18 protein-coding genes are annotated in these 22,754 nt (G+C 73.9%); 9 read left to right on the top strand and 9 right to left on the bottom strand.

Annotated elements, in window-relative coordinates; translation table 11 throughout:
• The first annotated feature begins 190 nt into the window (after positions 1 to 190).
• Positions 191 to 3,601, top strand: a complete 3,411-nt coding sequence (locus tag AB0Q96_RS26770; RefSeq protein ID WP_365329727.1) for a CHAT domain-containing protein — start codon at positions 191 to 193, stop codon at positions 3,599 to 3,601.
• Between the two features lie 149 nt (positions 3,602 to 3,750).
• Here the strand turns inward: AB0Q96_RS26770 and AB0Q96_RS26765 are convergent, their stop codons facing one another.
• Positions 3,751 to 4,716: a pirin family protein gene (locus tag AB0Q96_RS26765; RefSeq protein WP_365329725.1), complete on the bottom strand. Its 966-nt coding sequence runs from the start codon at positions 4,714 to 4,716 to the stop codon at positions 3,751 to 3,753.
• Positions 4,717 to 4,870: 154 nt separating this feature from the next.
• Between AB0Q96_RS26765 and AB0Q96_RS26760 the strand changes: the two genes are divergently transcribed.
• The 4 genes from AB0Q96_RS26760 (at position 4,871) to AB0Q96_RS26745 (ending at position 7,680) form a co-directional block, all read left to right on the top strand.
• Positions 4,871 to 5,218: a tetratricopeptide repeat protein gene (locus AB0Q96_RS26760; protein ID WP_365329723.1), complete on the top strand. Its 348-nt coding sequence runs from the start codon at positions 4,871 to 4,873 to the stop codon at positions 5,216 to 5,218.
• A 176-nt stretch (positions 5,219 to 5,394) separates the two neighbouring features.
• Positions 5,395 to 5,871, top strand: coding sequence for a DUF6153 family protein (locus AB0Q96_RS26755; RefSeq protein WP_365329721.1), 477 nt, complete (start codon positions 5,395 to 5,397; stop codon positions 5,869 to 5,871).
• Positions 5,872 to 5,962: 91 nt separating this feature from the next.
• Positions 5,963 to 6,622: a DUF305 domain-containing protein gene (locus tag AB0Q96_RS26750; protein ID WP_365329719.1), complete on the top strand. Its 660-nt coding sequence runs from the start codon at positions 5,963 to 5,965 to the stop codon at positions 6,620 to 6,622.
• Between the two features lie 179 nt (positions 6,623 to 6,801).
• A complete protein-coding gene (locus AB0Q96_RS26745) occupies positions 6,802 to 7,680 on the top strand; it encodes a F510_1955 family glycosylhydrolase (RefSeq protein ID WP_365329717.1) in 879 nt (292 codons plus the stop codon).
• A gap of 43 nt (positions 7,681 to 7,723) precedes the next feature.
• On the opposite strand, the gene AB0Q96_RS26740 is transcribed toward AB0Q96_RS26745, so the two are convergent.
• Positions 7,724 to 11,470 carry a choice-of-anchor D domain-containing protein gene (locus tag AB0Q96_RS26740; RefSeq protein WP_365329715.1) on the bottom strand — a complete coding sequence of 1,249 codons (3,747 nt, stop codon included), beginning with the start codon at positions 11,468 to 11,470 and terminating at the stop codon, positions 7,724 to 7,726.
• A gap of 278 nt (positions 11,471 to 11,748) precedes the next feature.
• The gene (locus AB0Q96_RS26735) at positions 11,749 to 12,267 is read right to left on the bottom strand and encodes a cupin domain-containing protein (protein ID WP_365329714.1); all 519 of its coding nucleotides are present in this window, start codon (positions 12,265 to 12,267) and stop codon (positions 11,749 to 11,751) included.
• Positions 12,268 to 12,455: 188 nt separating this feature from the next.
• Between AB0Q96_RS26735 and AB0Q96_RS26730 the strand changes: the two genes are divergently transcribed.
• Both AB0Q96_RS26730 and AB0Q96_RS26725 read left to right on the top strand, forming a co-directional pair.
• Complete coding sequence (locus tag AB0Q96_RS26730) at positions 12,456 to 12,863, top strand: YciI family protein (RefSeq protein WP_365329712.1); 408 nt, start codon at positions 12,456 to 12,458, stop codon at positions 12,861 to 12,863.
• Positions 12,864 to 12,871: 8 nt separating this feature from the next.
• A complete protein-coding gene (locus AB0Q96_RS26725) occupies positions 12,872 to 14,023 on the top strand; it encodes a DUF6596 domain-containing protein (protein WP_365329831.1) in 1,152 nt (383 codons plus the stop codon).
• Here AB0Q96_RS26725 and AB0Q96_RS26720 read toward each other — a convergent pair.
• Together AB0Q96_RS26720 and AB0Q96_RS26715 are read right to left on the bottom strand one after the other, a co-directional pair.
• Positions 13,998 to 15,668, bottom strand: coding sequence for an amidohydrolase (locus AB0Q96_RS26720; protein WP_365329711.1), 1,671 nt, complete (start codon positions 15,666 to 15,668; stop codon positions 13,998 to 14,000). The two genes, AB0Q96_RS26725 and AB0Q96_RS26720, sit on opposite strands and share 26 nt — an antisense overlap.
• Positions 15,669 to 15,730: 62 nt before the next feature.
• Positions 15,731 to 17,128: a cytosine permease gene (locus AB0Q96_RS26715; RefSeq protein WP_365329709.1), complete on the bottom strand. Its 1,398-nt coding sequence runs from the start codon at positions 17,126 to 17,128 to the stop codon at positions 15,731 to 15,733.
• A 200-nt stretch (positions 17,129 to 17,328) separates the two neighbouring features.
• Between AB0Q96_RS26715 and AB0Q96_RS26710 the strand changes: the two genes are divergently transcribed.
• Complete coding sequence (locus tag AB0Q96_RS26710; RefSeq protein WP_365329707.1) at positions 17,329 to 17,943, top strand: TetR/AcrR family transcriptional regulator; 615 nt, start codon at positions 17,329 to 17,331, stop codon at positions 17,941 to 17,943.
• 2 nt (positions 17,944 to 17,945) lie between these two features.
• Here the strand turns inward: AB0Q96_RS26710 and AB0Q96_RS26705 are convergent, their stop codons facing one another.
• Positions 17,946 to 18,836, bottom strand: a complete 891-nt coding sequence (locus tag AB0Q96_RS26705) for a hypothetical protein (RefSeq protein ID WP_365329705.1) — start codon at positions 18,834 to 18,836, stop codon at positions 17,946 to 17,948.
• Positions 18,833 to 20,296 carry an NAD(P)/FAD-dependent oxidoreductase gene (locus tag AB0Q96_RS26700; RefSeq protein WP_365329703.1) on the bottom strand — a complete coding sequence of 488 codons (1,464 nt, stop codon included), beginning with the start codon at positions 20,294 to 20,296 and terminating at the stop codon, positions 18,833 to 18,835. The genes AB0Q96_RS26705 and AB0Q96_RS26700 overlap by 4 nt, the downstream gene beginning before the upstream one ends.
• A gap of 124 nt (positions 20,297 to 20,420) precedes the next feature.
• On the opposite strand from AB0Q96_RS26700, the gene trxA reads away from it, so the two are divergent.
• Positions 20,421 to 20,795: a thioredoxin gene (trxA, locus tag AB0Q96_RS26695; protein WP_365329701.1), complete on the top strand. Its 375-nt coding sequence runs from the start codon at positions 20,421 to 20,423 to the stop codon at positions 20,793 to 20,795.
• 145 nt (positions 20,796 to 20,940) lie between these two features.
• Here the strand turns inward: trxA and AB0Q96_RS26690 are convergent, their stop codons facing one another.
• Positions 20,941 to 22,128: a thiolase family protein gene (locus tag AB0Q96_RS26690; protein ID WP_365329699.1), complete on the bottom strand. Its 1,188-nt coding sequence runs from the start codon at positions 22,126 to 22,128 to the stop codon at positions 20,941 to 20,943.
• A gap of 131 nt (positions 22,129 to 22,259) precedes the next feature.
• Positions 22,260 to 22,529, bottom strand: coding sequence for a hypothetical protein (locus tag AB0Q96_RS26685; RefSeq protein WP_365329697.1), 270 nt, complete (start codon positions 22,527 to 22,529; stop codon positions 22,260 to 22,262).
• Positions 22,530 to 22,754 lie beyond the last annotated feature (225 nt).

The following is a 22,754-nucleotide window of genomic DNA, read 5'->3' as shown; positions in this document are numbered from 1 at the left end:
CCCCCGCCCGGAGCTCGCCCGCTGTTCGTCCGGTTGCCGCCCACCGGAGGGCCGCCGGGCTGAATCCGGGCGAATTCAGGTCACGCCGAGGGAAGTTCGACTGCGCGGGGTACGCCGATATCGGCCGGCGGCCATCATGGGCCGGAGCACGACGGGCTGGGCATCACCGTGGCGGACGGGGAGCGGCGAGATGGCGGACGAAGAGGAGAGCGGTGGTGTCCATGCCTTGCGGGCCTGGGCCACCGAGGCGACCTCGCGCGGAGCGCGGCTGCTCGGTCGCGAGGACGAGGACGAGCCCGTATCGGCCGAGGCGTTCGAGGGCTCGGTCGCCGAACTCTCCCAGCTGCGGCTGCTCCTGGATCACGACCCGCCGCTGCTCGGCCGGGTCACTCTGCTGCTCGGCGGCATGCTCGCCACCCGCCATGCCACCGGGCACGGCACACCGGAAGACGCGGAACGGGCCCGACGGCTGCTGGAGGAGGCACGGGACCCGGCGACACCCGCCGGGATGGAGATGCCGGACGAGGGCAGGCGCTGGGCGGCGATGTTCCTGATGATGGTCTCGGCGCCGGTACGGCCTGGCGGCCCGGCCGGGGCGCTCCCGGACGTCCTGCCCGTCCTGGACGAGTTCGACCTGGCGAACCCCGACGCGATCCTGGCCGAGGTGGGGCGGCTCTCGGCACTGGCCGCCGAGGTGGTCCAGCTGTCGGACGTGCCACCGGAGCTCCGGGACCACCTGGGGCACGTGCAGGACCTCGTGTCGCGGGTCGCCCGGAACGATTTCGCCGGCGCAGAGGCCCTGCTCGGCACGCTTCCGCCCGACCTGCCGTTCGCAGACCAGGCACGGACCCTGTTGAACCTCGCCAGGCTGGCCGATGCCGATGCCACTGGCGACGGGGCCGGCGCCCGTGACGCGGCCGACCACGGCCCCGGACCGGCGGCGGAGCCGGAGGACGCCGCCGTCGCCGACGACGCCCTCGCCAGCGCCTGGATCACCGCCATGCTCGGCCTCCAGGAAGCCAGGCGCAGCGGGGACCCGACCTCGGTGGACCGGTTGCTCCAGCGGCTGGGCTCACAGTTCGACCGGCTGCCGACGGGGCACCGCGACGCCCGTGCCTTCCAGTACCTGATGAGCCTGGCGTTCCAGACGGGAGGACTTTTCGGGGGCAGCCGCGCCGATGGCGACGAGGTCGACCGGCACATGCGTTCGATCGCCGAACGCTTCGTGCAGGGGGAGGCGGAGGCCGGCGGGCATGCCTCGGCTCCCCTCGCCCTCGCGGCCCGGGTGACGTACTTGCTCTCCAGGGTGCCGGCCGCGGAGGAGGCCGAGAACGCGGACGAGTTGAGGCGGCTGGTGGACGAGCTCGGCACGCTGGAGCGCTCCACGCCGGCCGAGCACCCGTTCTCCTGGCACGTGAAGCTCGCGCACGGCACGGCCCTCCGCGCGCTCGGCGAGCGCCACCACGACAAGGAGCAGATCCTGCGCGGTCTGACCCTGCAGGAGGCCGGCCTCACGGCCATGCCACAGGAGCACCTCCGGTTCCTCGGTGAGCAATACAAGGCACTCGTCGACAGCATCCGGGTCACCCGGGCCGTGATCGGCGGCGCTCCGCACCCGATGCCCGACCCCGCGCCGCCGGCCCCCGACGCCTCGACCGACACCCGGTACGTGGCCGCCCTGACGGCGGGCCTGCGCTACTCCACCACCCACGACCCCGCGGACCTCGAAGCCGCCATCAGTGGACTGGAGCACGTACGCGACGAAGTCGGGCAGGGAGGGCACCAGCACCTGGCCTTCCCCACCTGGTGGCAACTCGCCGACTACTACCGGCTCCGCCTGAGCCTGACCCAGGACCCGGCGGACGGCGACGCCGCCACGGACGCATCCATGGAGGCGCTCCGGGCCCTCGCCGGGGAGGTCGTCCTGCAAACCGGTTCCGGCCACGGCCTGTTGGCCGCCCGGTCCGGGGCCGAGCGCGGGGTACGGGCCGCGATCTGGGCCGCCTCCCAGGGCCGTGTCGAGGCGGCAGTGGCCGCACTGGAACTGGGCCGAGCCCTGGTCCTGCAAGCGGCCTCCACCGCACGGGCGGTCCCCGAGCTGCTGGAGGCCCGCGGCCACCACGCCCTCGCCGCGGAATGGCGGCGAACGGCGCAGCACCCCGCCCCGGACCGGGCCGCGGGCGGCACATCGACCGAACCGATCCCCCGGGAACTGCCCAGCTCCCTGCGCCGCCGCGCCCTGGATGCCTTGGGCCACCGCGAGCGGGACGGCGTCCTCTTCCGCACCCCCACTGTCGACGAACTCAGGGCCGGGGTGGCCGAGGGCAACGCGGACGCGCTGGTCTACCTGCTCGCCGGCGAGGGCACCTCGCCCGGCATGGCGGTCCTCCTGGGGCCGGACATCGGGACCGGCGTACTGGCCCTGCCGCTCCTCTCCCACGGGGGCAGCGTGCCGCTGGAGCGGTTCCTCGACGCGGCGGCCGCGCACCAGGAATCCCCTCACGTCCCCGAGGTGGCGCGCACCTGGGAGCAGGCGCTGTCCGACCTCTGCGACTGGGCGACGACAGCGGTGATCCAGCCGATGATGACCGACATCGCGAGCCGTCTCGCCGCGAACGAGAACCGCCGCCGGGACCGCCCGGGACCGCCCAGGATCGTCCTCGTGCCCTGCGGCCGCCTCGGCATCGTGCCCTGGCACGCCGCCCGCCTGCCGGCCGCCGCGCCCAACGACTACGCCTGCCAGATCATGGTGATCAGCTACGCGGCCTCCGGCCGGCAGTTCCTGACCACCGTCCGACGCGCCCGGCGCGCCCCGACCGCCGCGCCCGTTCTGGTCGCGGACCCCACCCTGAGCCTGCCGTACGCGGAGCTGGAGGTGGCGGGACTCCAGCAGGCCCTGTACCCGGGGGCGCGAGTGTACGGGGAGTTCTACGACCCGTCCGCCGAGCCCGCCGCCACCGGCACTCCGGACGAGCTCCTCGACGCCCTCGTCGGCGCACCGTCGCTGCTCCACGTGGCCTGCCACGGCTCGGCCGGTACCAACCCGACCACCTCAGCACTCCACCTGGCCGCTCCGGCCACCACCCTGGGTGCCGCACCGGAGGCCGGGCACCGGGACCCCCGATCCACCGCCCTGCTGACCGTATCCCGCCTCCTCGACCACAACCGAACGGTCGAACAGGACGCTCCCGACGGCCCGTTGGTCGTGCTCAGCGCCTGCGAGACGGACCTCAGCAAACGCGACCACGACGAGGCCCTCACGCTGACCACCGCCTTCGTGGCGAGCGGCGCGCGGGACGTGGTGGGCTCCCGCTGGGCCGCCCAGGACTCGGCCGCCGCCCTGATGATGGCCGTTTTCCACCACTACCTGACCGTCGACGGGCTGAGCCCGGTCGACGCCCTGCACGTGGCCCAGATGTGGATGCTGGACCCCGACCGCCGCAACCCGGGCTCGCTCAGCGACACCCTGCTCGAAGAACTCGACCGCGGCCCGGCCCTGCACCGCCCGGCGGCCTGGGCCGCCTTCATCCACCAGGGCCACCCCGGCCCGGCCCCCATCCGCCGTACCTGCGACTGCGCCCCCGGCACCTGCAAGAACTGACGTCGCACAGCCGCAAACACGCCAGAGACCAGCGGATCCACGAAGCCCCGCTCGACCAGGACTCGGACAACGCCTGACGTCGATTCAAGGTCGGTTCCGGCCGGCCGGCCGGAACCGACCTTGAACCGACGATGAAGAGAGAAGCCTGGTCAGCGCACTCTTCCCCGCGCCTTCAGCTGGGTCGCCGGTAGCTCCGGCGCGTCCAGTCGGTCGCCGTCGTAGCCCTTGACCTCGCCGAAGCGGCCGGTGCTCATCCAGTCCTCGCGGGCCTGGCGGATCTCCTCGTCGGTGCGGCCGACGAAGTTCCACCACATGACGATCTCCTCCTCGAAGGGCTCGCCGCCCAGGAGCATGAGGCCCGCGTCGGACGCGGCGCGCAGGGGGAGCTCGTTGCGGCCGCAGCCGAGGTAGAGCATGGAGCCGGGGAGGACGGGGACGCCGTCGACGTGGGCCTCGCCGGACATGGCGAGGACCGCGTACTCGAAGTCCGGCTCCAGGGGGAGGCGGAGCTCGGCGCCGGCGGTGAGGGCCAGGTCGGCGCCGGTGAGGGGGGTGTACGCGGTGCCCGGGGAGACGGCTCCGGCGAGTTCGCCGAGGATCACGGTGGCGGTGAGGCCGGGGGCCGTGACGTGCGGGAGCTCGGCGTGGTGCTGGAAGTGGGGTTCGACGTGCCGGTGGGCGTCCGGGAGGGCGACCCAGAGCTGTGCGCCGTGCAGGTAGCGGGCGTGCCGGCGGGGGCTCTCCTCGGAGTGCGAGATCGCCCGGCCGGAGGTCATCAGGCCCAGTTCGCGCGGCCCGATGGCCTGCAGGCTGCCGGTCGAGTCGCGGTGCAGGACCTCGCCCTCGTGCAGCCAGCTGACGGTCTGCAGCCCCATGTGCGGGTGGGGCGGGACCTGCATGCCGGGTTCGTCGGCGATGTCGTCGGGGCCGTAGTGGTCGACGAAGGCCCAGGCGCCGACCATGCGGCGGCCGAGGTTGGGGAGCAGGCGGCGCACCTCGGTCGATTCGCCGAGCTGGACGTGGCGGGGGCTGAGGAGTTCCCGTACCGGCTCGGCGACGACGAATCCGCGTCCGCCGCAGACCTGGAGGGCGGCCTGGCGATCAAGATTGCTCATGGCGTTCAACCTATTCCTGTCGGAGGTCCGTAGGTCCTCGGTACGGCGTGGACCCGCGCCGCAATATTGGTGGAATGTTCAACCACGCGGCGGTGTTGCAGGGGCACAGGGACATCCACCCCGGGATTTCCACCGACAGGAGAGAGCAGGAGCAGTGAGCGAGGAGACGTACTACGAGTTCGGGACCGCGGGCGAGCGGTGGGACCGCGCGCAGCTGTTCTTCGAGGCCAAGGAGTACCTGACGGCCGTACGCATCCTGCGCGGTCTGGTCGCCGAGCACCCGGACCAGACGGCCCAGCGACTGCTGCTCGCCCGTGCGTACTACCACTCCGCCCAGCTCTCCCGCGCCGCGGAGGAGCTCCGGACCGTCCTGGAGCGCGACCCGGTCGAGCACTACGCCCGGCTGATGCTCGGCCGCACGCTGGAGCGGCAGGGCAAGGCGGCGGAGGCCGCGCCGCATCTGCGGCTGGCCGCGGCGATGGCGGGTGAGCTGCCGGAGTGACCGGCCGCGCCCCCGCCGCGCTCATGCCGTGAACCGGAGGCCGGCGGCGCCCTTGAACAGAGGGGCGTCGTCGGCCTCCGTCCGTTCCCGGCGGTCGATCAGGTCCTGGACACGCCGGGTACCCGTGCGGGGTATCCACGCCGCGTTCGGTATCGTCGGGGCAGGAGGTAGAAGACGTGCACGTGGGACGGGCGGGACGCAGCGCCACACGAGCGGGAGGTGCCCTGGCGCACCTGCTGCTCGTCGTCGTGCTCGCGCTCGGCGTCTTCGTGATGCACTCGGTCGGACACCCGGAGGGTTCCTCGGGGAACGACGGGACTGCCAGGACTATGTCCGCGCCGCCTGGTTCCGTCGCCGCACAGCAGCACCACGGGGGCGGCTCCCTGGGGATGTCCACGTACGAGTCCATGGACGGCTCCACGTACGACGACGCCACCCACGGCTCCACCCACGGTTCCGGCATGGGGATGGACATGACCACGCTCTGCGTGGCCGTCCTCGGTGTCTGGCTGCTCGCCGCCCTCCTCAGGGCCGCCCTCGGCCGCCGCGCGGACGGGATCGCTACGTTCCTGTCGCGGCTGCTGCCCTTCCTCGGCCCGAACGCCCCGCCGCGCCCACCCGACCTCGCCCAGCTGTCGATCCTGCGGATCTAGGCCGTATCGCCACCGCGGGCGCCTCGCGCTGCCCGCAGACGTGATCGGTCCTTCCACGAACGAACGACAGCACACACGAGGTGTGACACACATGCGTGCCTTCATCAACCCCAAGACCCGTTCGACGCGTACGACCCGTACGACCCGCAAGCTGGCGATGACCGGTGCCGTCGCGGCGGCCGGACTGCTGCTCGCCGCCTGCTCGGGTTCCGGCTCCGGATCCGGCGACGCCATGGGCGGCATGGACCACGGCGGGAAGACCTCCGCCCCCGCGTCGGCTTCGGCGTCCGCGTCGGCCGGGGCCTTCAACGACGCGGACGTGATGTTCGCGCAGATGATGATCCCGCACCACGAGCAGGCCCTGAAGATGGCCGAACTGGCCGACGGGCGCGCCGAGGACGCCGAGATCAAGAAGCTGGTCGGCGAGATCGAGAAGGCCCAGGACCCGGAGATCCAGAAGATGAAGGGCTGGCTCAAGACCTGGGGCAAGCCCGAGAGCATGGGCGGCGGCCACGCGATGGCCGGGATGATGTCCGACGCGGACATGACGGCCCTCGCCGCCACGAAGGGCAAGGCCTTCGACCGCAAGTTCGCCGAGCTCATGATCGCCCACCACGAGGGTGCGGTGGAGATGGCGAAGACCGAGCAGAGGAACGGCAGCGACGCGGCGGCCAAGAAGGTGGCCGACGACGTGGTCCGGACCCAGGCGGCCGAGATCGCCCAGCTGAAGAAGATCCTCGAACGGCTCTGACGGTCGGCTCAACCGGGTTGGATCCAAAATCCCGGATCCCGGAGCCACATGTCCGGATCCACATTCCCGGATCCAAAATCCTGGATCCACACCCTGGATCCAACCCACCCCTGCCCTTCCCCAGGCGGCCCGCACCCCCGTGCGGGCCGCCCCTCCCCCGTACCCCTGGGACCACACACATGAAGAAGCACCGCGCCGCCCTCGCCGCCGCGCTCACCACGGCGCTCGCCCTCGCCCTGACGGCCTGCGGCTCCGACGAAGCGCCCGGCTCGAAGGCGGGCTCCGGCGCCGCCACGGCGCTCAGCCACATCCACGGCGTCGGCACCGCCGGCGGGAAGCTGTACGTCGCCACCCACGAGGGCGTCTACACGCCCGGCGCCGACGGGCGGCCCGCCCTGGTCGGTGACCGGAAGGACGACTTCATGGGGTTCACGGTGACCCCGCAGGGCGCCTTCCTCGCCAGCGGGCACCCGGCGCCCGGCACGGACGGCCCGTCGAACCTCGGCCTGATCTCCTCCACCGACAAGGGCACGTCCTGGACCACCAGGTCGCTGGCCGGGGAGGTCGACTTCCACTCCCTGGACACCTCCGCCGACGCGACCGTCTACGGCTACGACAGCACCAACGGGCGGCTGCGGGTCAGCCGTGACGGGGTCGCCTGGGAGGACCGCGCCGCGCTGGGCGCCCTGGACATCGCCGTCGCCCCCGCCACCCCGGGCACGGTGCTCGCCACGACCGAGCGGGGCGTGGTCCGCAGCACCGACGACGGGCGCACCTTCGGACGGCCGTTGTCCGGGCAGCTCGTCGCGTACGTGTCGTGGGGCGCCCCGGACGCGCTGTTCGGCGTCGACCCCGAAGGGGTGCTGCTGCGCAGCGCGGACGCCGGAGCCACCTGGAGCCGGGTGTCCACCGTGCCGGGCGGTGCGCCGCAGGCGCTGACCGCCGTGGACGCGCGCCGGCTCCTCGCGGCCACCCAGGACGGGGTGTACGAGTCGGTGGACGGCGGGCGGTCGTTCACCCGCCGAATGGCGGTGACGTCGGGCGGCGACGGCCACTGAGGGCCGTCGCCGTCCGGGCGGGGAGCAGGCGCGCGTTCCCCGGTCAGTAGCCGATCCGCACGCCGGTGACGGCGTGCCGGTCGGTGCGGCCGCCGGTGGTGCCGCTGAAGCCGACGAGGACGTTCTTCGGGAGCGTCACCGCCACGTCGATGACCCGGGTGCCGTCGACGCTCACCTGGAGGTGGCCGGTGGCGGTGACGACGGCGTCGACGGTGTGGCTGCCGGTGCGCAGGTCGGGGACGTTGGTCGCGGTGGCCGCGTAGGTGAGGGTGGTGCCGCTGCCGCCGGTGGCGACCGCGACGAAGTTCGCCGAGGGGTCGCCGGCGCCGTTGTCGAAGGTGTCGAGGGTGACGGCGACGCCCGGCAGTCCGGCGAAGCCGAGGCTGCCGCCGCTGTTGACGGCCAGTGCCTTGGGGGTGGCCCGGCTCGCGTCGAGCAGGAGCAGCGCGAGTCCGTCGGCGCCGGTGCCGCCGCCGACGGTGGCGGTGAACCGGGCCTTGAGCTGGGCCGAGGGGACGGCGGTGGCCTGGATCGCGGAGCCGCGCTGGTAGGTCTGGACGGGGGTCAGTTCGAGGGTGGTGCCGGACAGCTTGGCGCTGCTGTTGTACGTCCAGCCGTTGGGGCCGGGCGGCGGTACCGCGTACGCGGTGGCGGTGATGGTGGCCCGGCGGACGGCGTGGATGTCGGTCCTGCCGCCGGTGGATCCGGTGAAGGCGAGGAAGGCGGTGGGCGGCAGCGAGGCCACGCTGGTGCTGAGCCGTTGGGTGCCGTCGACGGAGACGGTGAGGGTGCGTCCGGTGACGGCGACGTCCACGGTGTGGCCGCCGGCGCGCAGGTTGGGCACGCTCGTGGTGGTCGAGGCGTAGGTGAGGGCGTCGCCGCTGCCCGAGGTGGCGATGCCGACGAAGTTGGCCGAGGGGTCGTTCGTACCGTTGTCGTAGGTGTCGAAGGTGACGGCCGTGCCCGGCAGGCCGGAGTAGCCGAGTCCGCCTCCTCCCGCGCCGAGGGCGCTCGGGGTGGTCCTGGCGGGGTCGAGGAGGGCGAAGGAGAGTCCGTCGGCGCCGTCGCCGCCGCCGATGACGGTGGTGAAGGTGGCCTTGAGGCCGTCGGTGAGCACGGGCACGGGCCAGACGGCGGTGCCGCGCTGTCCGGGGGTGGCCTGGGTGAGCTGGAGGTCGCCGCCGGAGATCAGGGCGTTGCCGTTGAGCTTCCAGCCGCCGGCGTTGGGCCCGGGGACGGTGACGCCGGTGCCGGCGGCTCCGGTGCCGGTGAGGTTCTCGTTCAGCGCGCCGTGTCCGTCGTCGGAGGTGAGCGCGTAGACGGCCTGGACGGTGCCGAGGGAGGTCGGCGAGAAGGTGACGGCCTGGTGGACGACGTCCTCGGGGCCGAGGACCTGGCCCTCGCTGAGGGGGTTGGAGACCTGGAAGGGGGCGGCGGGCGGCTTGGCCTTGGTGATGGTGAGCGGGATGTTGCCGGTGTTGCTGATGTCGAAGGTCTTGGTGACGGACTGGCCGACCTTCACCGTGCCGAAGTCGGTGGAGGTGGGGGTGACGGTCAGGCGGGCCTCGCCGGTGACGGCACTGCCCGTCAGGTCCACGGTCGCGGTGCCGTTCTGCCCGGTCACGGAGAGGGTGCCGGTGTCGGTGCCGGTGGTGGTGGGGGCGTAGGAGACCTGGACGGAGACCGACTGCTGGGGCTGGACGACCGTGCCGTCGGCCGGCAGGCCGGTGCTGCCGTAGGGGGCGCCGGGCGCGGCGGTGGCGGTGACCGTCTCGGGCTGGGTGCCGGTGTTGGTGAAGGTGACGCCGAGGGACTTCGCGGTGGTGGTGGCCACGGTGCCGAAGTCGAGCGTCGTCGGGGCGGCGACCAGGCCGGGCCGGGTGCCGTAGCCGCTGAGGCCGAGGGCGCTGTCGCCGAGGTCGGTGGCGAAGGTGAGGACCGAGCTGTCCGGTCCCGGCGCGGTGGGCGCGAAGGACACCGGTACGGAGTAGGTGTCGCCGTTGTGCAGGGTGCGGGGCAGTCCGGTGGGGCTCGCGGTGAAGGCGCCGCCGGCCGGGGTGGTGACGGCGCTGACGGTCACGTCGCGGGTGGCGGTGACCGTCGCGGTCGCGCCGCCGGTGGATCCGACGGCGACCTGGCCGAAGTCGACGGGGGCGGCGGTGAGCGCGGTGTTGGCGGGGCGGCCGAAGGCGAGGACGTGTCCGTCGCGGGTGCCGACGTAGATCCGGCCGCCGTCGGTGGCGGGCACGGTGAACTTGGCGGCGGTGCCGATCGGCGCGGACCAGCGCAGCTTCAGGGTGCCGTTCACGGGGACGGCGTCGTACGCGCGCAGCCGCCCGTTGGCGCCGTTGGTGCCGTCCGCGTGGATCGCCCAGACGAGCGCGGAGCCGGGGTTGGTGCCGGTGGAGGTGATCACGGGCGAGCCGGAGGTGTAGCCGAAGGTCTCCGTGCTGCTCCCGGTGTTGGTGAGCGCGGGCTGACCGGCGCCGGTGAGGCCGTACGCGAAGGCGCGCAGCGGCCCTCGGGCGCCGATCGTGTAGACGTAGCCGCCCTGCCCGCCGTACACCCCCGGGTGTCCCCAGACGCCCTCGTACGGTCCGAAGGTGCCGAGGACCTTGTCGGTGCCGCCGGGGCCCTGGGAGCGCCCGCCGAGGTCGTCGCGGTCGAGGAGGAAGAGCCGGCCGTCCTTGCCGATCTGCGCGAGCAGCCGGGGGTGGGCGCTGGTGCCGAAGGGGGTGCCGGGGAGGGCGACCGGGCCGCCGGAGCCCAGGTCGGTGTCGTTGAGGTCGAGCTGGTTGGCGTTGGAGGGGCTGAAGAAGTCCTGCGCGGACAGGGTGCCGTCGCTGTTGACGCCGAGCCGGACGACGGATTCCGACAGCTGCCCGGGCGGCATGCTGCCGGGGCCGGGGGCGGGGGTCACGCCGTTGCCGGTGGTGAGGATGATCCGGCCGGGCCCGTCGGAGACGAGGCCGCCGCCGCTCATCCAGATGCCCGCCATGCCGTTGGCGGAGGAGTCCTCGCTGGCCCACAGGGTCGTCCTGCGGGTCGAGGTGTCGACGCCGAGGACGTAGCCGACGTACGGGCCGTGGTCGCAGTGCGAGGCGAAGGCCGCGTAGACGGAGCCGCCCATGAGGAGCAGCCCGGGGCGCTGGGCGGCGGTGTACGGGTTGAACGCGCGCCCCGGGTCGTTGGTCGGCGAGCCGGCGACCTTGACCGGCCAGCCGCTGCGCTCGGCGCCGGTGGCGGGGTCGACGGCGTGCACGTACCAGTTGGGGTGCTGGTCGTCGGCCCCGTCGTTCACCTTGGAGGTGAGGTAGAGGGCGTTGCTCGCGGGGTCGTAGACGGGGGTCGAGGTGACCCCGATGTTCGGGACCAGGTCGCCGCAGCTGATGGCGGAGGCGGGCCAGGCGGCGCCGAGGCCGCGGGTCCACCGGACGGTTCCGGAGGCGGCGTCGAGTCCGTAGAGCTTGTTGTTCTCGGTGGCGACGACGAGGGTGTCGCCGACGACGAGGGGCTGGGCGTAGACCTGGCCGTCGACGGCGGTCGAGAACTGCTGGCCGAAGTCGGAGCTGGACACCTGCTCGGGGGCGAGTCCGGGTTCGTCCTGGTCCCAGCCGGTGCGGAAGTCGTCGTGCGACACGGTGGTCTGGTCGGCGGCGGCGCGCGCGGCGGGGGCCGGCGCGGGCGGTGTGCCGGCCGCGCCGGCCGCGCCGGTCCCCGACCACCCTCCCGCGCCCAGGACCAGACACATCGTCAGCATCCTGGCGAGCACCCTGCGTCTGCCGGTCATCGCGTCCACCTTCACATGCGCGCAGCGGCGGCGGGGCCGGTGCGCGTGGCCCGCCGTGGCCCTGATGGAGCCATGGTGGGGCGAGCCTGCCGGACGCGGAAGCCACGGCGTGGCGGACTCGGCCCACTTCACCTGGTCGGGTGGTCCGGCCGCGTCCTGGTGGCGGTCCGCCCGGCCGGGGCGCGGGCGTACCGGGTGTGACGGGGGGTCAGGCGAGGGGGCGGTGCACCGTGCCGCGGATCAGGCCGAGCCTCCAGGGCGGCGCCCGGTGCTGCGGGTCAGGCCGATGCCTCCAGCGCGGCGCGCCAGACCGGGCTGTCGACGTAGTGGTTGTCGTACTGCTCGGCCGAGTCGGCGATCTCCTGGAAGTCGGCCTCGCCCCGCATGACCCGGCCGAGGAGGCGCAGGTAGTCGAAGCGGCCCATGCCCGGGGTGAAGACGAACAGGACGTCCGCCTCGCAGCCCGGCGCGGCGGCGAAGGCGTGCGGGGTGTGCGGGGGGACGGCGAGGAAGTCGCCGGCGCCCAGGACGGTGATCTCCTCGTCGACGAGGACCTGGAGGGAGCCGCTGATGACGAAGAACAGCTCGGTGGCCTTGGTGTGGAAGTGCGCGGGCGCGCCCACGGCCCCCTTGGCGAAGGTGGAGCGGTAGCTGGTGAAGCCGTCGGCCGTCTGGTGCGAGTCGGCGAGGAGGGTCATGACGCTGCTCGGGTCGGCGCAGGTCTCGGCCTCGGCGTGCCGGGTCAGGACGGGCGGGAAGGGGGCGAGGGCGGACTCGGAGCTCTTCTTCTCGGTCATGGCGGCGACTTTACGATCTTGAAATACGAGCACGCCATTCCGTTTCGCACACCCTTCCGCCGCGCACCCGGTCCTCGTCGCGGAAAAAGCGGAAGGAAAATCGGCGACGATGTCGAGATCGCCCGTCCGGCTCCGTCCCAGGCGTGAACGCGGCCACCAGGGGCCGCGGGAGACCGAGGAGAGACATCATGGCCAAGTACCTGCTGCTGAAGCACTACCGAGGCGCCCCGGCCGCCGTCAACGACGTCCCGATGGCCCGCTGGACCCCGGACGAGATCACCGCCCACATGCGGTACATGCACGACTTCGCGGCGCGGCTGGAGGGGACGGGCGAGTTCGTCGACGGCCAGGCGCTCGCCCCCGAGGGCGCCTGGGTCCGCTACGACGGCGAGGGCCGTCCGCCGGTCACCGACGGGCCGTTCGCGGAGACGAAGGACCTCATCGCCGGCTGGATGATCATCGACGTGGCCGATTACCAGCGGGCCGTCGAGCTGGCGGGTGAGCTGTCCGCCGCCCCCGGGGCGGGCGGCGAGCCGATCCACGAGTGGCTGGAGGTGCGCCCGTTCCTCACCGCGCCGCCCGCCGTCACGGAGTGAGCTCCCCCGTGGACGAGGTCCTGCTCAGGAGCCTCACCCCGGGCGTCATCGGTGTCCTCGTCCGCCGCGGAGCCGACTTCGCGGCGGCCGAGGACGCCGTCCAGGAAGCACTGGTCGAGGCGCTCCGGGCCGGGTCGGCGGCCGACCGGCCGAGGGACCCGAAGGGCTGGCTGATCACCGTGGCCTGGCGCAAGTTCCTCGACGCGAGCCGCGCCGACGCCGCCCGGCGCCGGCGCGAGGACCTGGCCGCCGAGGAACCGGCGCCGGGCCCGGCGCCCGAGGTCGACGACACGCTGCGGCTCTACTTCCTGTGCGCCCATCCGTCGCTGACCCCGGCGTCGGCGGTGGCACTGACGCTGCGGGCCGTCGGCGGGCTCACCACCCGCCAGATCGCCGCGGCGTATCTGGTGCCGGAGGCGACGATGGCGCAGCGCATCAGCCGGGCCAAGCGCACCGTCTCCGGCGTGCGCCTGGACCGGCCGGGCGACGTCGCGACGGTGCTGCGCGTCCTCTATCTGGTCTTCAACGAGGGCTACTCCGGCGATGTCGACCTGTCCGCCGAGGCCATCCGGCTCACCCGGCAGCTCGCCGCCCGGATCGACCACCCGGAGGTGGCCGGGCTGCTCGCGCTCATGCTGCTGCACCACGCCCGGCGGGCGGCCCGGACGACGCCCGAGGGCGGTCTGGTGCCGCTCGCCGAGCAGGACCGCGGCCGGTGGGACACCGCGCTGATCGCCGAGGGCGTCGGCATCCTGCAGGCGGCGCTCGCCCGCGACCGGCTGGGCGAGTTCCAGGCGCAGGCCGCCGTCGCGGCGCTCCACGCGGACGCGCCGACCGCCGGGGAGACCGACTGGGCGCAGATCGTCGAGTGGTACGACGAACTGGCCCGCCTCACCGACAGCCCGGTCGTCCGGCTCAACCGCGCGGTCGCCGTGGGCGAGGCCGACGGTCCGCGCGCCGGGCTCGCGGCCCTCGCGGAGCTGGACTCCTCGCTCCCCCGGTACGCCGCGGTGGCGGCGTACCTCCACGAGCGCGCCGGCGACCTCACGACGGCGGCGCGCCGGTACGAGGAGGCGGCCCATCGGGCCGCCGACCTCGCCGAACGGGAGCACCTGACCCGGCAGGCGGCCCGGCTCAACACCCTTCTGCGGCCCGGCTGACGGTGTGCACGATCTCGCCGCCCACGACGACCGTCTCCGCGACCGTTCCGGGGATGGCGTCGGGGCCGACGCGGAGGATGTCCCGGGACAGGACGACGAAGTCGGCCAGCTTGCCGACGGTCAGCGAACCGCGCTCGTGCTCCAGGAAGTTGGCGCGGGCCGAGCCCATCGTGTAGCCCTCGACGGCGGTGGTGACGTCGATCGTCTCGCCCGCGGTCCAGGCCTCGCCGCCGCCGGGCGGGCGGCGGGTGACGGCGGCGTGGATGCCGATCATGGGGTCCATCTCGGCGACGTTCCAGTCGCTGGACAGGGCGAGCAGCGCGCCCGCGCGGTGCAGGCTGCGCAGCGGCCAGGCCTTGTGCCAGCGCTCGGGGCCGACGTTCTCGGCCCAGTCCTGGCCGGGGCCCGCGATGTCGGGGGCCGCGTGCCGGGGCTGCATGCAGGCGGTGACGCCGAGGGCGGCGAAGCGCGGGGTGTCGGCGGGGTCGAGGCATTCGACGTGCACGATCTGGTGGCGGGCGTCGCGGGGCCCGTTGACCGCGCGGGCCCGCTCGACGGCGTCGAGCACGGTACGGATGCCCCGGTCGCCGGTGGCGTGCACGAAGCACTGGAAGCCGCGCGCGTCGAGGCGCGTGAGGAGCTCGGCGAACTCCTCGGGCGGGTAGAAGGTGTCGCCCCGGTGGTGTCCGCAGCCCGCGTACGGTTCGAGGAGGGCGGCCGTACGGGGCTCGACGACGTCGTCGATGTACAGCTTCAGCGGCCCGACGCGCAGCCGGTCGTCGGCGAACTCCTCGGCCGCCGCCGCGAACGCGTCGAGCTCCGCCTCGGTGGTGCCGCGCGGGTGGAAGAGCGCGGCGACGATCCGGGACCGGAGCCGGCCCTCGGCGCGGGCGCGCTGGAAGAGGGCGAGGTCGTCGAGGGAGTTCTGCGGTTCGACGACGGTGGTGATGCCGTAACGGGCGGCGTCGTCCAGGCTCTTGGCGAGGCGCCCGTACTGCCGGTCGGGCGAGGCCCACGGGACCCCGAGCTCGCGCAGGGCGCGGTGTCCGTCGCGGGAGAGGCCCTTGACGGCGAAGTCCTTGACGAATCCGGTGGGTTCGCCGGTCGCCGGGTCGGTGACGGCGGTGCCGAAGGGCAGCTCGGTGCGGCCCGCGCGGACGCCGAGTCGGCGCAGGGCGGCGGTGTTGAGCCAGGCCGTGTGGACGTCGTAGCTGAGGACCAGCGCGGGGGTGTCGCCGGTCGCGGGGTCCAGGTCGGCCGCGGTGGGCATCCGTCCGTCGGGGATCGCGGAGTAGTCGAACGCCTCGGCCTCGATCCAGGACGCGTCGGGGTGCGCCGCGTGCCAGGCGCGGATACGGGCGTGCACGGCGTCCAGGTCACGGGCGCCGGCCAGCTGGACGCAGGCCTCGTCGGAGCCGAGGCGCACGTGGTTGTGGGCGTCGACGAAGCCGGGCAGGACGAGCCGGCCGCCCGCGTCGAGGACGCGGGTGCGCGGTCCGGCCCAGACCTCGGCCTCGGCGTCGGTGCCGACCCAGACGATGCGGCCGTCCCGGACGGCGAGGGCCTGGGCCTCGGGCAGCGCGGGGTCGACGGTGTGGACGCGGGCCCGGGTGAGGAGGAGATCGGCGGGGGCGGGGCGGTTCATTCGGGTCTTCGTTCTCTGGAGGGACGGGGTGGTTCGCGCGGGGCTCGGGGCGGGCGGCCGGGTCAGGCCGCGAGGGGCCGCACGGTGCGGCGGGCCAGGACGACGTACACGAGCGCCGAGACGCCCGAGCCGAGGAGGGTGAGGTCGGCGCCGCCCAGCGGGGCGACGAGGGGGCCGGTCCACAGTTCGGAGTCGCAGGTGAGGGCGGCGAACAGCATTCCGGCGAGGAGCGCCACCAGACCGGCCGGGTGCCAGCCGGCCCGGTACCGGTAGGGGCCGTCGCCCGCGAGGTGCAGGGCCTCGGCGTCGTACGTGCAGCGGCGCAGCACCATGTCGGCGAGGAAGACGCCGCCCCAGGGGGCGAACACGATGATCAGGAGGGAGAGGAAGGAGAGCAGCGAGGTGGTGAAGTCGACGAGGAACAGCGCGCCGAGCGAGCCCGCGGCGGTGACGCCGGCGCTGACGAGGATGGCGCGGGCGCGGCTCCAGGGGATGCCGAGGACCTGGAGGTTCAGGCTGGACGAGTAGAGCGTGATGATCGAGTTGGTGACGGAGCCGCCGAGGACGAGGGCGAGGAAGACCGGCTGGAACCAGCCGGGCAGCAGCCCCTCCGTGCCGGCGACCGCGTCGGTCAGGTCGGCCTGGGTCGCGGCGGCGACGCCCGCGACGCCGAGCGCCACGGACGAGAGCAGGCCGCCGAGACCGCCGCTCCAGGTGAGCGCCTTGAGGGAGGTGGTGCGCGGCAGGTAGCGGGTGTAGTCGGCGGGCATCGGGACGTACGAGAAGGGGCCCGCGAACATGACGACGAGGGCGAGGCTCCAGCCGGAGGCGCCGGGTCCGGCGGCGGGGGCGGTGGTGTCGGCGCCGGGCAGGATCAGGGCGATGAGGACGGCGAAGCCGACGGCGAGGACGTAGGCCATCCAGCGCTCGGCCCACTGGATGGTCGCGTGGCCCCACAGGGCGACGGCGAAGGTCAGGGCGAGGGTGACGGCCAGCGCGAGGGCGCGCGGGAACGGGCCGCCGCTCCAGCCGAGGTCCGCCAGGAAGGCTTCGAGGGCGAGGGTGCCGACGACGGTGTTGACGATCGTGTAGCCGATGCTGACGACCCAGTTGAGGAGTCCGGCGGGCCAGTTGCCCCGGACGCCGAAGGCGGCGCGGGAGATGACGAGGGTGGCGGTGCCGGTGCGGACCCCGCTGAGGCCGGCGGCGCTGATGGCGAAGAAGGAGAGGCCGCCGAGCACGACGACGACGGTGGCCTGCCAGAAGGAGAGGCCGAAGGCGACGGCGAGGGCGCCGTTGATGACGTAGGTGAAGGTGAGGTTCGAGCCGAACCAGAGCCAGAAGAGGTCCTTGGCCCCGCCGTGGCGTTCGGTGTCGGGGATCGGGTCGATGCCGTGTCCTTCGACCTGGAACACCTCGTCCCGGCCCGCTGTCACGGGCGGCGTCTCGTGTCCGGGCACAGCGCGCTCCTGTCGTGTCCTGTCGGGTCCGGTCACGGACACCGCTTCTTGAATGGCGTTCTAACTCTTTGAACGGCATTCAAGATGTGCGATGGGTTCCGGCCACGTCAAGACCCCGGCGGAAAACGGTTAGGGTCGATCCGGCGGGCAGGTGCCCGACGGGCACGAGGACGAGCGAGCGGAAACGGGGACCGGGAGCGGTGGCAGGCGCAGTGCGGGCGGGACGGCGGCGGGACGGCAGCATCACGCGGGAGCGGATGCTGGAGGAGGCCATGACCGCCATCGCCGAGGACGGGCTGGCCGCGCTCACGATGTCCGCGCTGGCCGAACGCCTCGGCACCAGCGGCGGCCACATCCTGTACTACTTCGGCAGCAAGGACCTGCTCCTGCTCGCAGCGGTGCGCTGGAGCGAGGCCGCCCTGGCCGAGGAGCGACGGCTCCTGCTCGCCCGCCGGATCCCGGTGCCGCGCCGGCTCGACCTCTTCCTGCGGCTCTACCTGCCGCTCGGGCCGCGCGACCCGCGCTGGACGCTGTGGATCGAGCTGTGGGCCCGCACCCCGGCCAACCCCGAACTGGGCGAGGCCCAGCGCGAACTGGACCGGGGCTGGCAGGAGGACCTGGAGGCGCTGCTCGTCAAGGGCGTCGAACGGTCCTGCTTCGCGCCGCTGGACGCGCCCGCCCGCGCCTCCGAACTCCTCGCCCTGCTCGACGGGTTGAGCACCCGCGTGGTCCTCGGCCAGGAGTCGGTACGGGACTCCCGGCCCGCCCTGGACGCCGCCAGGGCCGCGGTCGCGCTGCTGATCCCGCCCGCCTGAGCTCAGCCCTCGGGCGCGGGCTCCCAGGGCAGCGGCTCGACCGGGGTGAACGGCCAGGCCGGCGCGTCGGCATGACGGCTCGTCTGCTCGGCGTACCAGATGATCTGGTCGGTGTGCAGGGCCGGCCGGGAGAGCCGGGCCAGCGGCGGATGACAGGCCGCGACGGCCTGGGCCACGAGCAGGCTCGCCCCGGCGTCCGAGGCCGGGTCGCCCGGAGCGGTGTGCGGGACGCCGTACCACTCGGCGACCGCCCGCAGCGAACGGCTCCCGGGACGGTAGCGGTCGGCGTGCCGGTCGAGGACCAGCGGATCGCACACGGGCGCCACCCCGGCGGGCAGCCGCTCGGCGAGCGGGGGCAGGCCGTGACGGAGGAGTTCGGCGTGCAGCGTGCCCAGGACGTACGGGGCGAACCAGACGACGAGCAGTTCCCCGGTGGCCAGGTGGGCGGCGAGGAGGGTGGCGAGCTCTTCCAGGGCGGGGCCTGGGGGGACGGCGCCGGGGAGGGAGGACGGGGCGGGCGCGATGGCGGGAGCGGGGGCGGCGTCGGGAGCGGGGAGGGCATCCGGGAAGGCGTCGGCTGGATCCTGGATATCGGATCCAATATCCAGGATCCAGTCGTGCGCCGTCCCGTCGCTGCCCCGCAGCGCCGCCGATCGGATCCGGTCGACACCCGGCCGATGGCCGGTGGATCCGATGTCCAGGGCGAGCAGCCGTCGCCGGTGCCACCCTGTATGGGTCCCGCGCGGGGGCGGCCCCGGCTGCGGGGCGTGTGCCGGGTGGAAGACCTCCCATCCGCCGGCCCCGTGCCGCAGCACCCCGCCGCCCGCGGGGACCGGCAGGCCGCAGTCGGCGCAGGAGGCGTCGTACTCGTTGACGCGCTCCCCGCCGCTCACGGCGTGTCCGCCCCGTCCCGGTAGGCCTCCAGGAGCCTCAGCCAGATCTCGCTGAGGGTCGGGTAGGCGGGTACGGCGTGCCAGAGGCGCCCGATCGGGACCGCGCCGGTGACGGCGACGGTGGCCGAGTGGAGGAGTTCGCCGATGCCGGGGCCGACGAAGCTGGCGCCGAGGACCGTCTCGCGGTCCAGGTCGACGACCAGACGGGCGTGCCCCCGGTACCCCGGGGCGTACAGACCGGCACCGGCGACCGACGCCATGTCGACGTCGACGGCGCGCGCCCGGTGTCCGGCCGCCTCGGCCGCGGCGAGGGTGAGGCCGACGGAGGCCGCCTCGGGGTCGGTGAACACCACCTGGGGGACGGCCGCGTGATCGGCGGTCGCGGCGTGCGGGCCCCAGGCGCCGGTGTCCGGGGTGCCGGTCCCGGCCGCCCGGGCCGCGATCGCCGCGCCCGCGATCCGCGCCTGGTACTTGCCCTGATGGGTCAGCAGCGCGCGGTGGTTGACGTCCCCCACGGCGTACAGCCAGTCGTGGCCCGGCACCCGCAGGCTGTCGTCGACCGGGAGCCAGGCCCCCGGCTCCAGTCCGACCGTCTCCAGGCCGATGTCCTCGGTCCGCGGCCGGCGCCCGGTCGCGAACAGCACCTCGTCGCCCTCGACCCGGTCGCCGCCCTCCAGGACGACGCTGACCGGACCGGTGCGCCCGTCCCGTACGACCGCGGCGACGGTGACGCCCGTGCGGACGTCCGCGCCGCGTTCGGCGAGGGCGGTGAGGACGTGCTCGCCGACGAAGGGCTCCATCCGCGGCAGCACTCCCCCGCCCCGTACCAGCAGGGTCACGCGCGAGCCGAGGGCCTGCCAGGCCGTCGCCATCTCCACGCCGACCACGCCGCCGCCGACGACCACGAGCCGACCGGGGACCTGCGAGGAGCTGGTCGCCTCGCGGCTCGTCCAGGGTCCCGCCCCGTGGAGTCCGGGCAGCTCGGGCAGGACGGCGCGGCTGCCGGTGCACACCGCGACGGCGTGCCGCGCGACGAGCGCGTGCCGGTCTCCCTCGGGGCCCTCCACCACGACCCGGCGGGGCCCGGCGAGCCGGCCGTGGCCCCGGAAGAGCCGGGCGCCGGTGGACTCCACCCACGCCACCTGCCCGTCGTCCTTCCAGTCCCCGACGACGGCGTCCCGGTGGGCGAGGACGTCCCGGGCGTCGAGCGGGCCGTAGGCGTGACCGCGCAGGCCGGGCACCTTGCGCGCCTCCGAGCGGGCGATCGCCGGCCTGAGCAGCGCCTTGCTGGGCATGCAGGCCCAGTACGAGCATTCGCCGCCGACCAGTTCGGCCTCGACGACCGCGGCGCTCAGCCCGGCGGCGCGCACCCGGTCCACCACGTTCTCGCCGACCGGCCCCGCTCCCAGGACCACCACGTCGTACTCGTACTCGTGCTCGTTCCGCGCCGTTCGTGTCATGACACACAGTCTGCCGGGCAGGTGCGCGGAATAGCGCGGCTCGATACGCCGTTGTGCGGGGCGGGTCCCGAGGGGACCGTGAGGAAGGCGCGCCAAGGACGCCGGCCCCGGAGAGGTAGGAAGCATGAGCACTGTCGAGCTCACCAAGGACAACTTCGACCAGATCGTGAGCGAGAACGAGTTCGTTCTCATCGACTTCTGGGCTTCCTGGTGCGGCCCCTGCCGTCAGTTCGGTCCGATCTTCGAGGCCGCCTCGCAGCGCCACGAGGACCTCGTGTTCGCGAAGGTGGACACCGAGGCGCAGCAGGAGCTCGCGGCGGCGTTCGAGATCCGCTCGATCCCGACGCTGATGATCGTCCGTGACAAGGTCGCGGTGTTCGCGCAGCCCGGCGCGCTGCCGGAGGCCGCCCTGGAGGACGTCATCGGCCAGGCCCGCGGTCTGGACATGGACGAGGTGCGCAAGTCCATCGCGGAGGCGCAGGCGCAGCAGGGTCAGTGATCCGCGCGCGGTGAAGGGGTGGTCCGGAGTCTCCGGGCCACCCCTTTCGTATGCCTTGCCGAAGGGCTTTCGCGTTCCCTGTATGCGGGGGGCTTTCGCGTGCCGTGTTTCGCGTGCCGTGTGCCGTGTGCCGTGTGCGGGAGGGTCAGCGCTCCAGGACGAGCGCGAGGCCCTGTCCGACGCCGATGCACAGCGCGGCCAGGCCGGTGCCGGAGCCGGCCGCGGCGAGCTGGTGGGCGACGGCGCCGGCGAGGCGCGCGCCGGAGGCGCCCAGCGGGTGGCCGATGGCGATGGCGCCGCCGCGCGGGTTGACCACGGCGGGGTCGAGTTCCGGCCATTCGGCCAGGCAGCCGAGGGACTGGGCGGCGAAGGCCTCGTTCAGCTCGAAGGTGGTGAGGTCCCCGAAGCCACGGCCCGCCTTGCCGAGCGCCTTGCGCACGGCCTCCACGGGGCCGAGCCCGAAGAGCTGCGGCTCGATGCCGGTGACGGCGGAGGCGCGGATCCGGGCGAGCGGTTCACGGCCGGTCGCGCGCAGCCCCTCCTCGTCGACGAGGAGCAGGGCGGCGGCCCCGTCGTTGAGCGGGGAGGCGTTGCCCGCGGTGACGGTGCCGCCCTCGGGGCGGAAGGAGGGCTTGAGCCGGGCCAGCGCCTCCAGGGACGTGTTGTCGCGGATGCACTCGTCCCGTACGAGCTCGGTGCCCGGGTACGGGACGACCTCGCCGTCGTACAGACCCTTGGCCCATGCCTCGGCCGCCTTCTGGTGGCTGGCGAGCGCGAAGGCGTCCTGGGCCTCGCGGCTGAGGGCGTGCTTGTCGGCGACGAGTTCGGCGCCCTCGCCCAGGGCGACGGTCCACTCGGCGGGCATCCTCGGGTTGGTCATGCGCCAGCCGAGGGTCGTGGAGTGCAGCTGCTGGTGGCCGGCCGGGAAGGCGCGCTCGGGCTTCTGCAGCACCCAGGGGGCGCGCGACATCGACTCGACGCCGCCCGCGACGGCGACGGAGGCGTCGCCGAGGGCGACGGCCCGGGCGGCCTGGATGACGGCCTCCAGTCCGGAGCCGCAGAGCCGGTTGACGGTCACGCCGGGCACCGAGGTGGGCAGTCCGGCGAGCAGCACGGCCATCCGGGCCACGTCGCGGTTGTCCTCGCCCGCGCCGTTGGCGTCGCCGAAGTAGACATCGTCGATACGGGCCGGGTCCAGGTCCGGGGTGCGGTCCACGAGCGCCTTGACGACGTGGGCGGCGAGGTCGTCCGGGCGGACGGAGGAGAGGGCGCCGCCGAACTTGCCGATCGGGGTGCGGACGGCGTCGACGATGTAGACGTCGCGGATGCTCATCGGTTTCTCTCCCACGTGACCTTCGCGTACGGGCAACGGTGCGGGGAACCACCTGGCGTTCGCCCAGTGAAGTTTTCTTCGTTCCCGCGGGCCCGAGTCTCCGCCCGTCCGCGGCTCCTGTCAACGCCCCCTCAGGCCGTACCCGGCCCCCTGATCAACGCCGTCAGGCCGTAGTCGAGCTCCCTCCCGTCGACCAGCAGCGCCTCCACCGTGCGCGTCTCGGGGTCGATGTCCGCGACCAGGCCGTGACCCTCGTAGATCGGGTAGCCCGTGCCCCCGGTGCGCCCGGTCGCCTCGACGACCGCCGAGCGGACGGCGCTGTCCTCCACGGAGGCGCCGCCGCGGTCCTCGACGTGCGCGGACACCAGCAGGATCTCGAAACGCTTCGGGTGAGTGCTCATGGACCGACGCTAAGCCGCCCGGCCGCGCGGCGCCGCCGGAGCCCCGGCGGGAGTCCACGGGGAGGCGTCGGAGCCCGGCGGGAGTCCACAGGGAGGCGTCGGAGCCCAGCCGGAGCTGCCAGGGAGCCGCTTGGGTCCGGCCGGAGTCCGGCGGGAGTCCGGCGGGACTCCACAAGGAGCTGCCGGGGAGCCGCCGGAATCCGGCGGGAGCCCGGCCGGAGCCCA

The organism is Streptomyces sp. NPDC093111, assembly GCF_040683955.1.
Lineage (GTDB): Bacteria > Actinomycetota > Actinomycetes > Streptomycetales > Streptomycetaceae > Streptomyces.
This window is presented reverse-complemented; position numbering and strand designations above follow the sequence as displayed.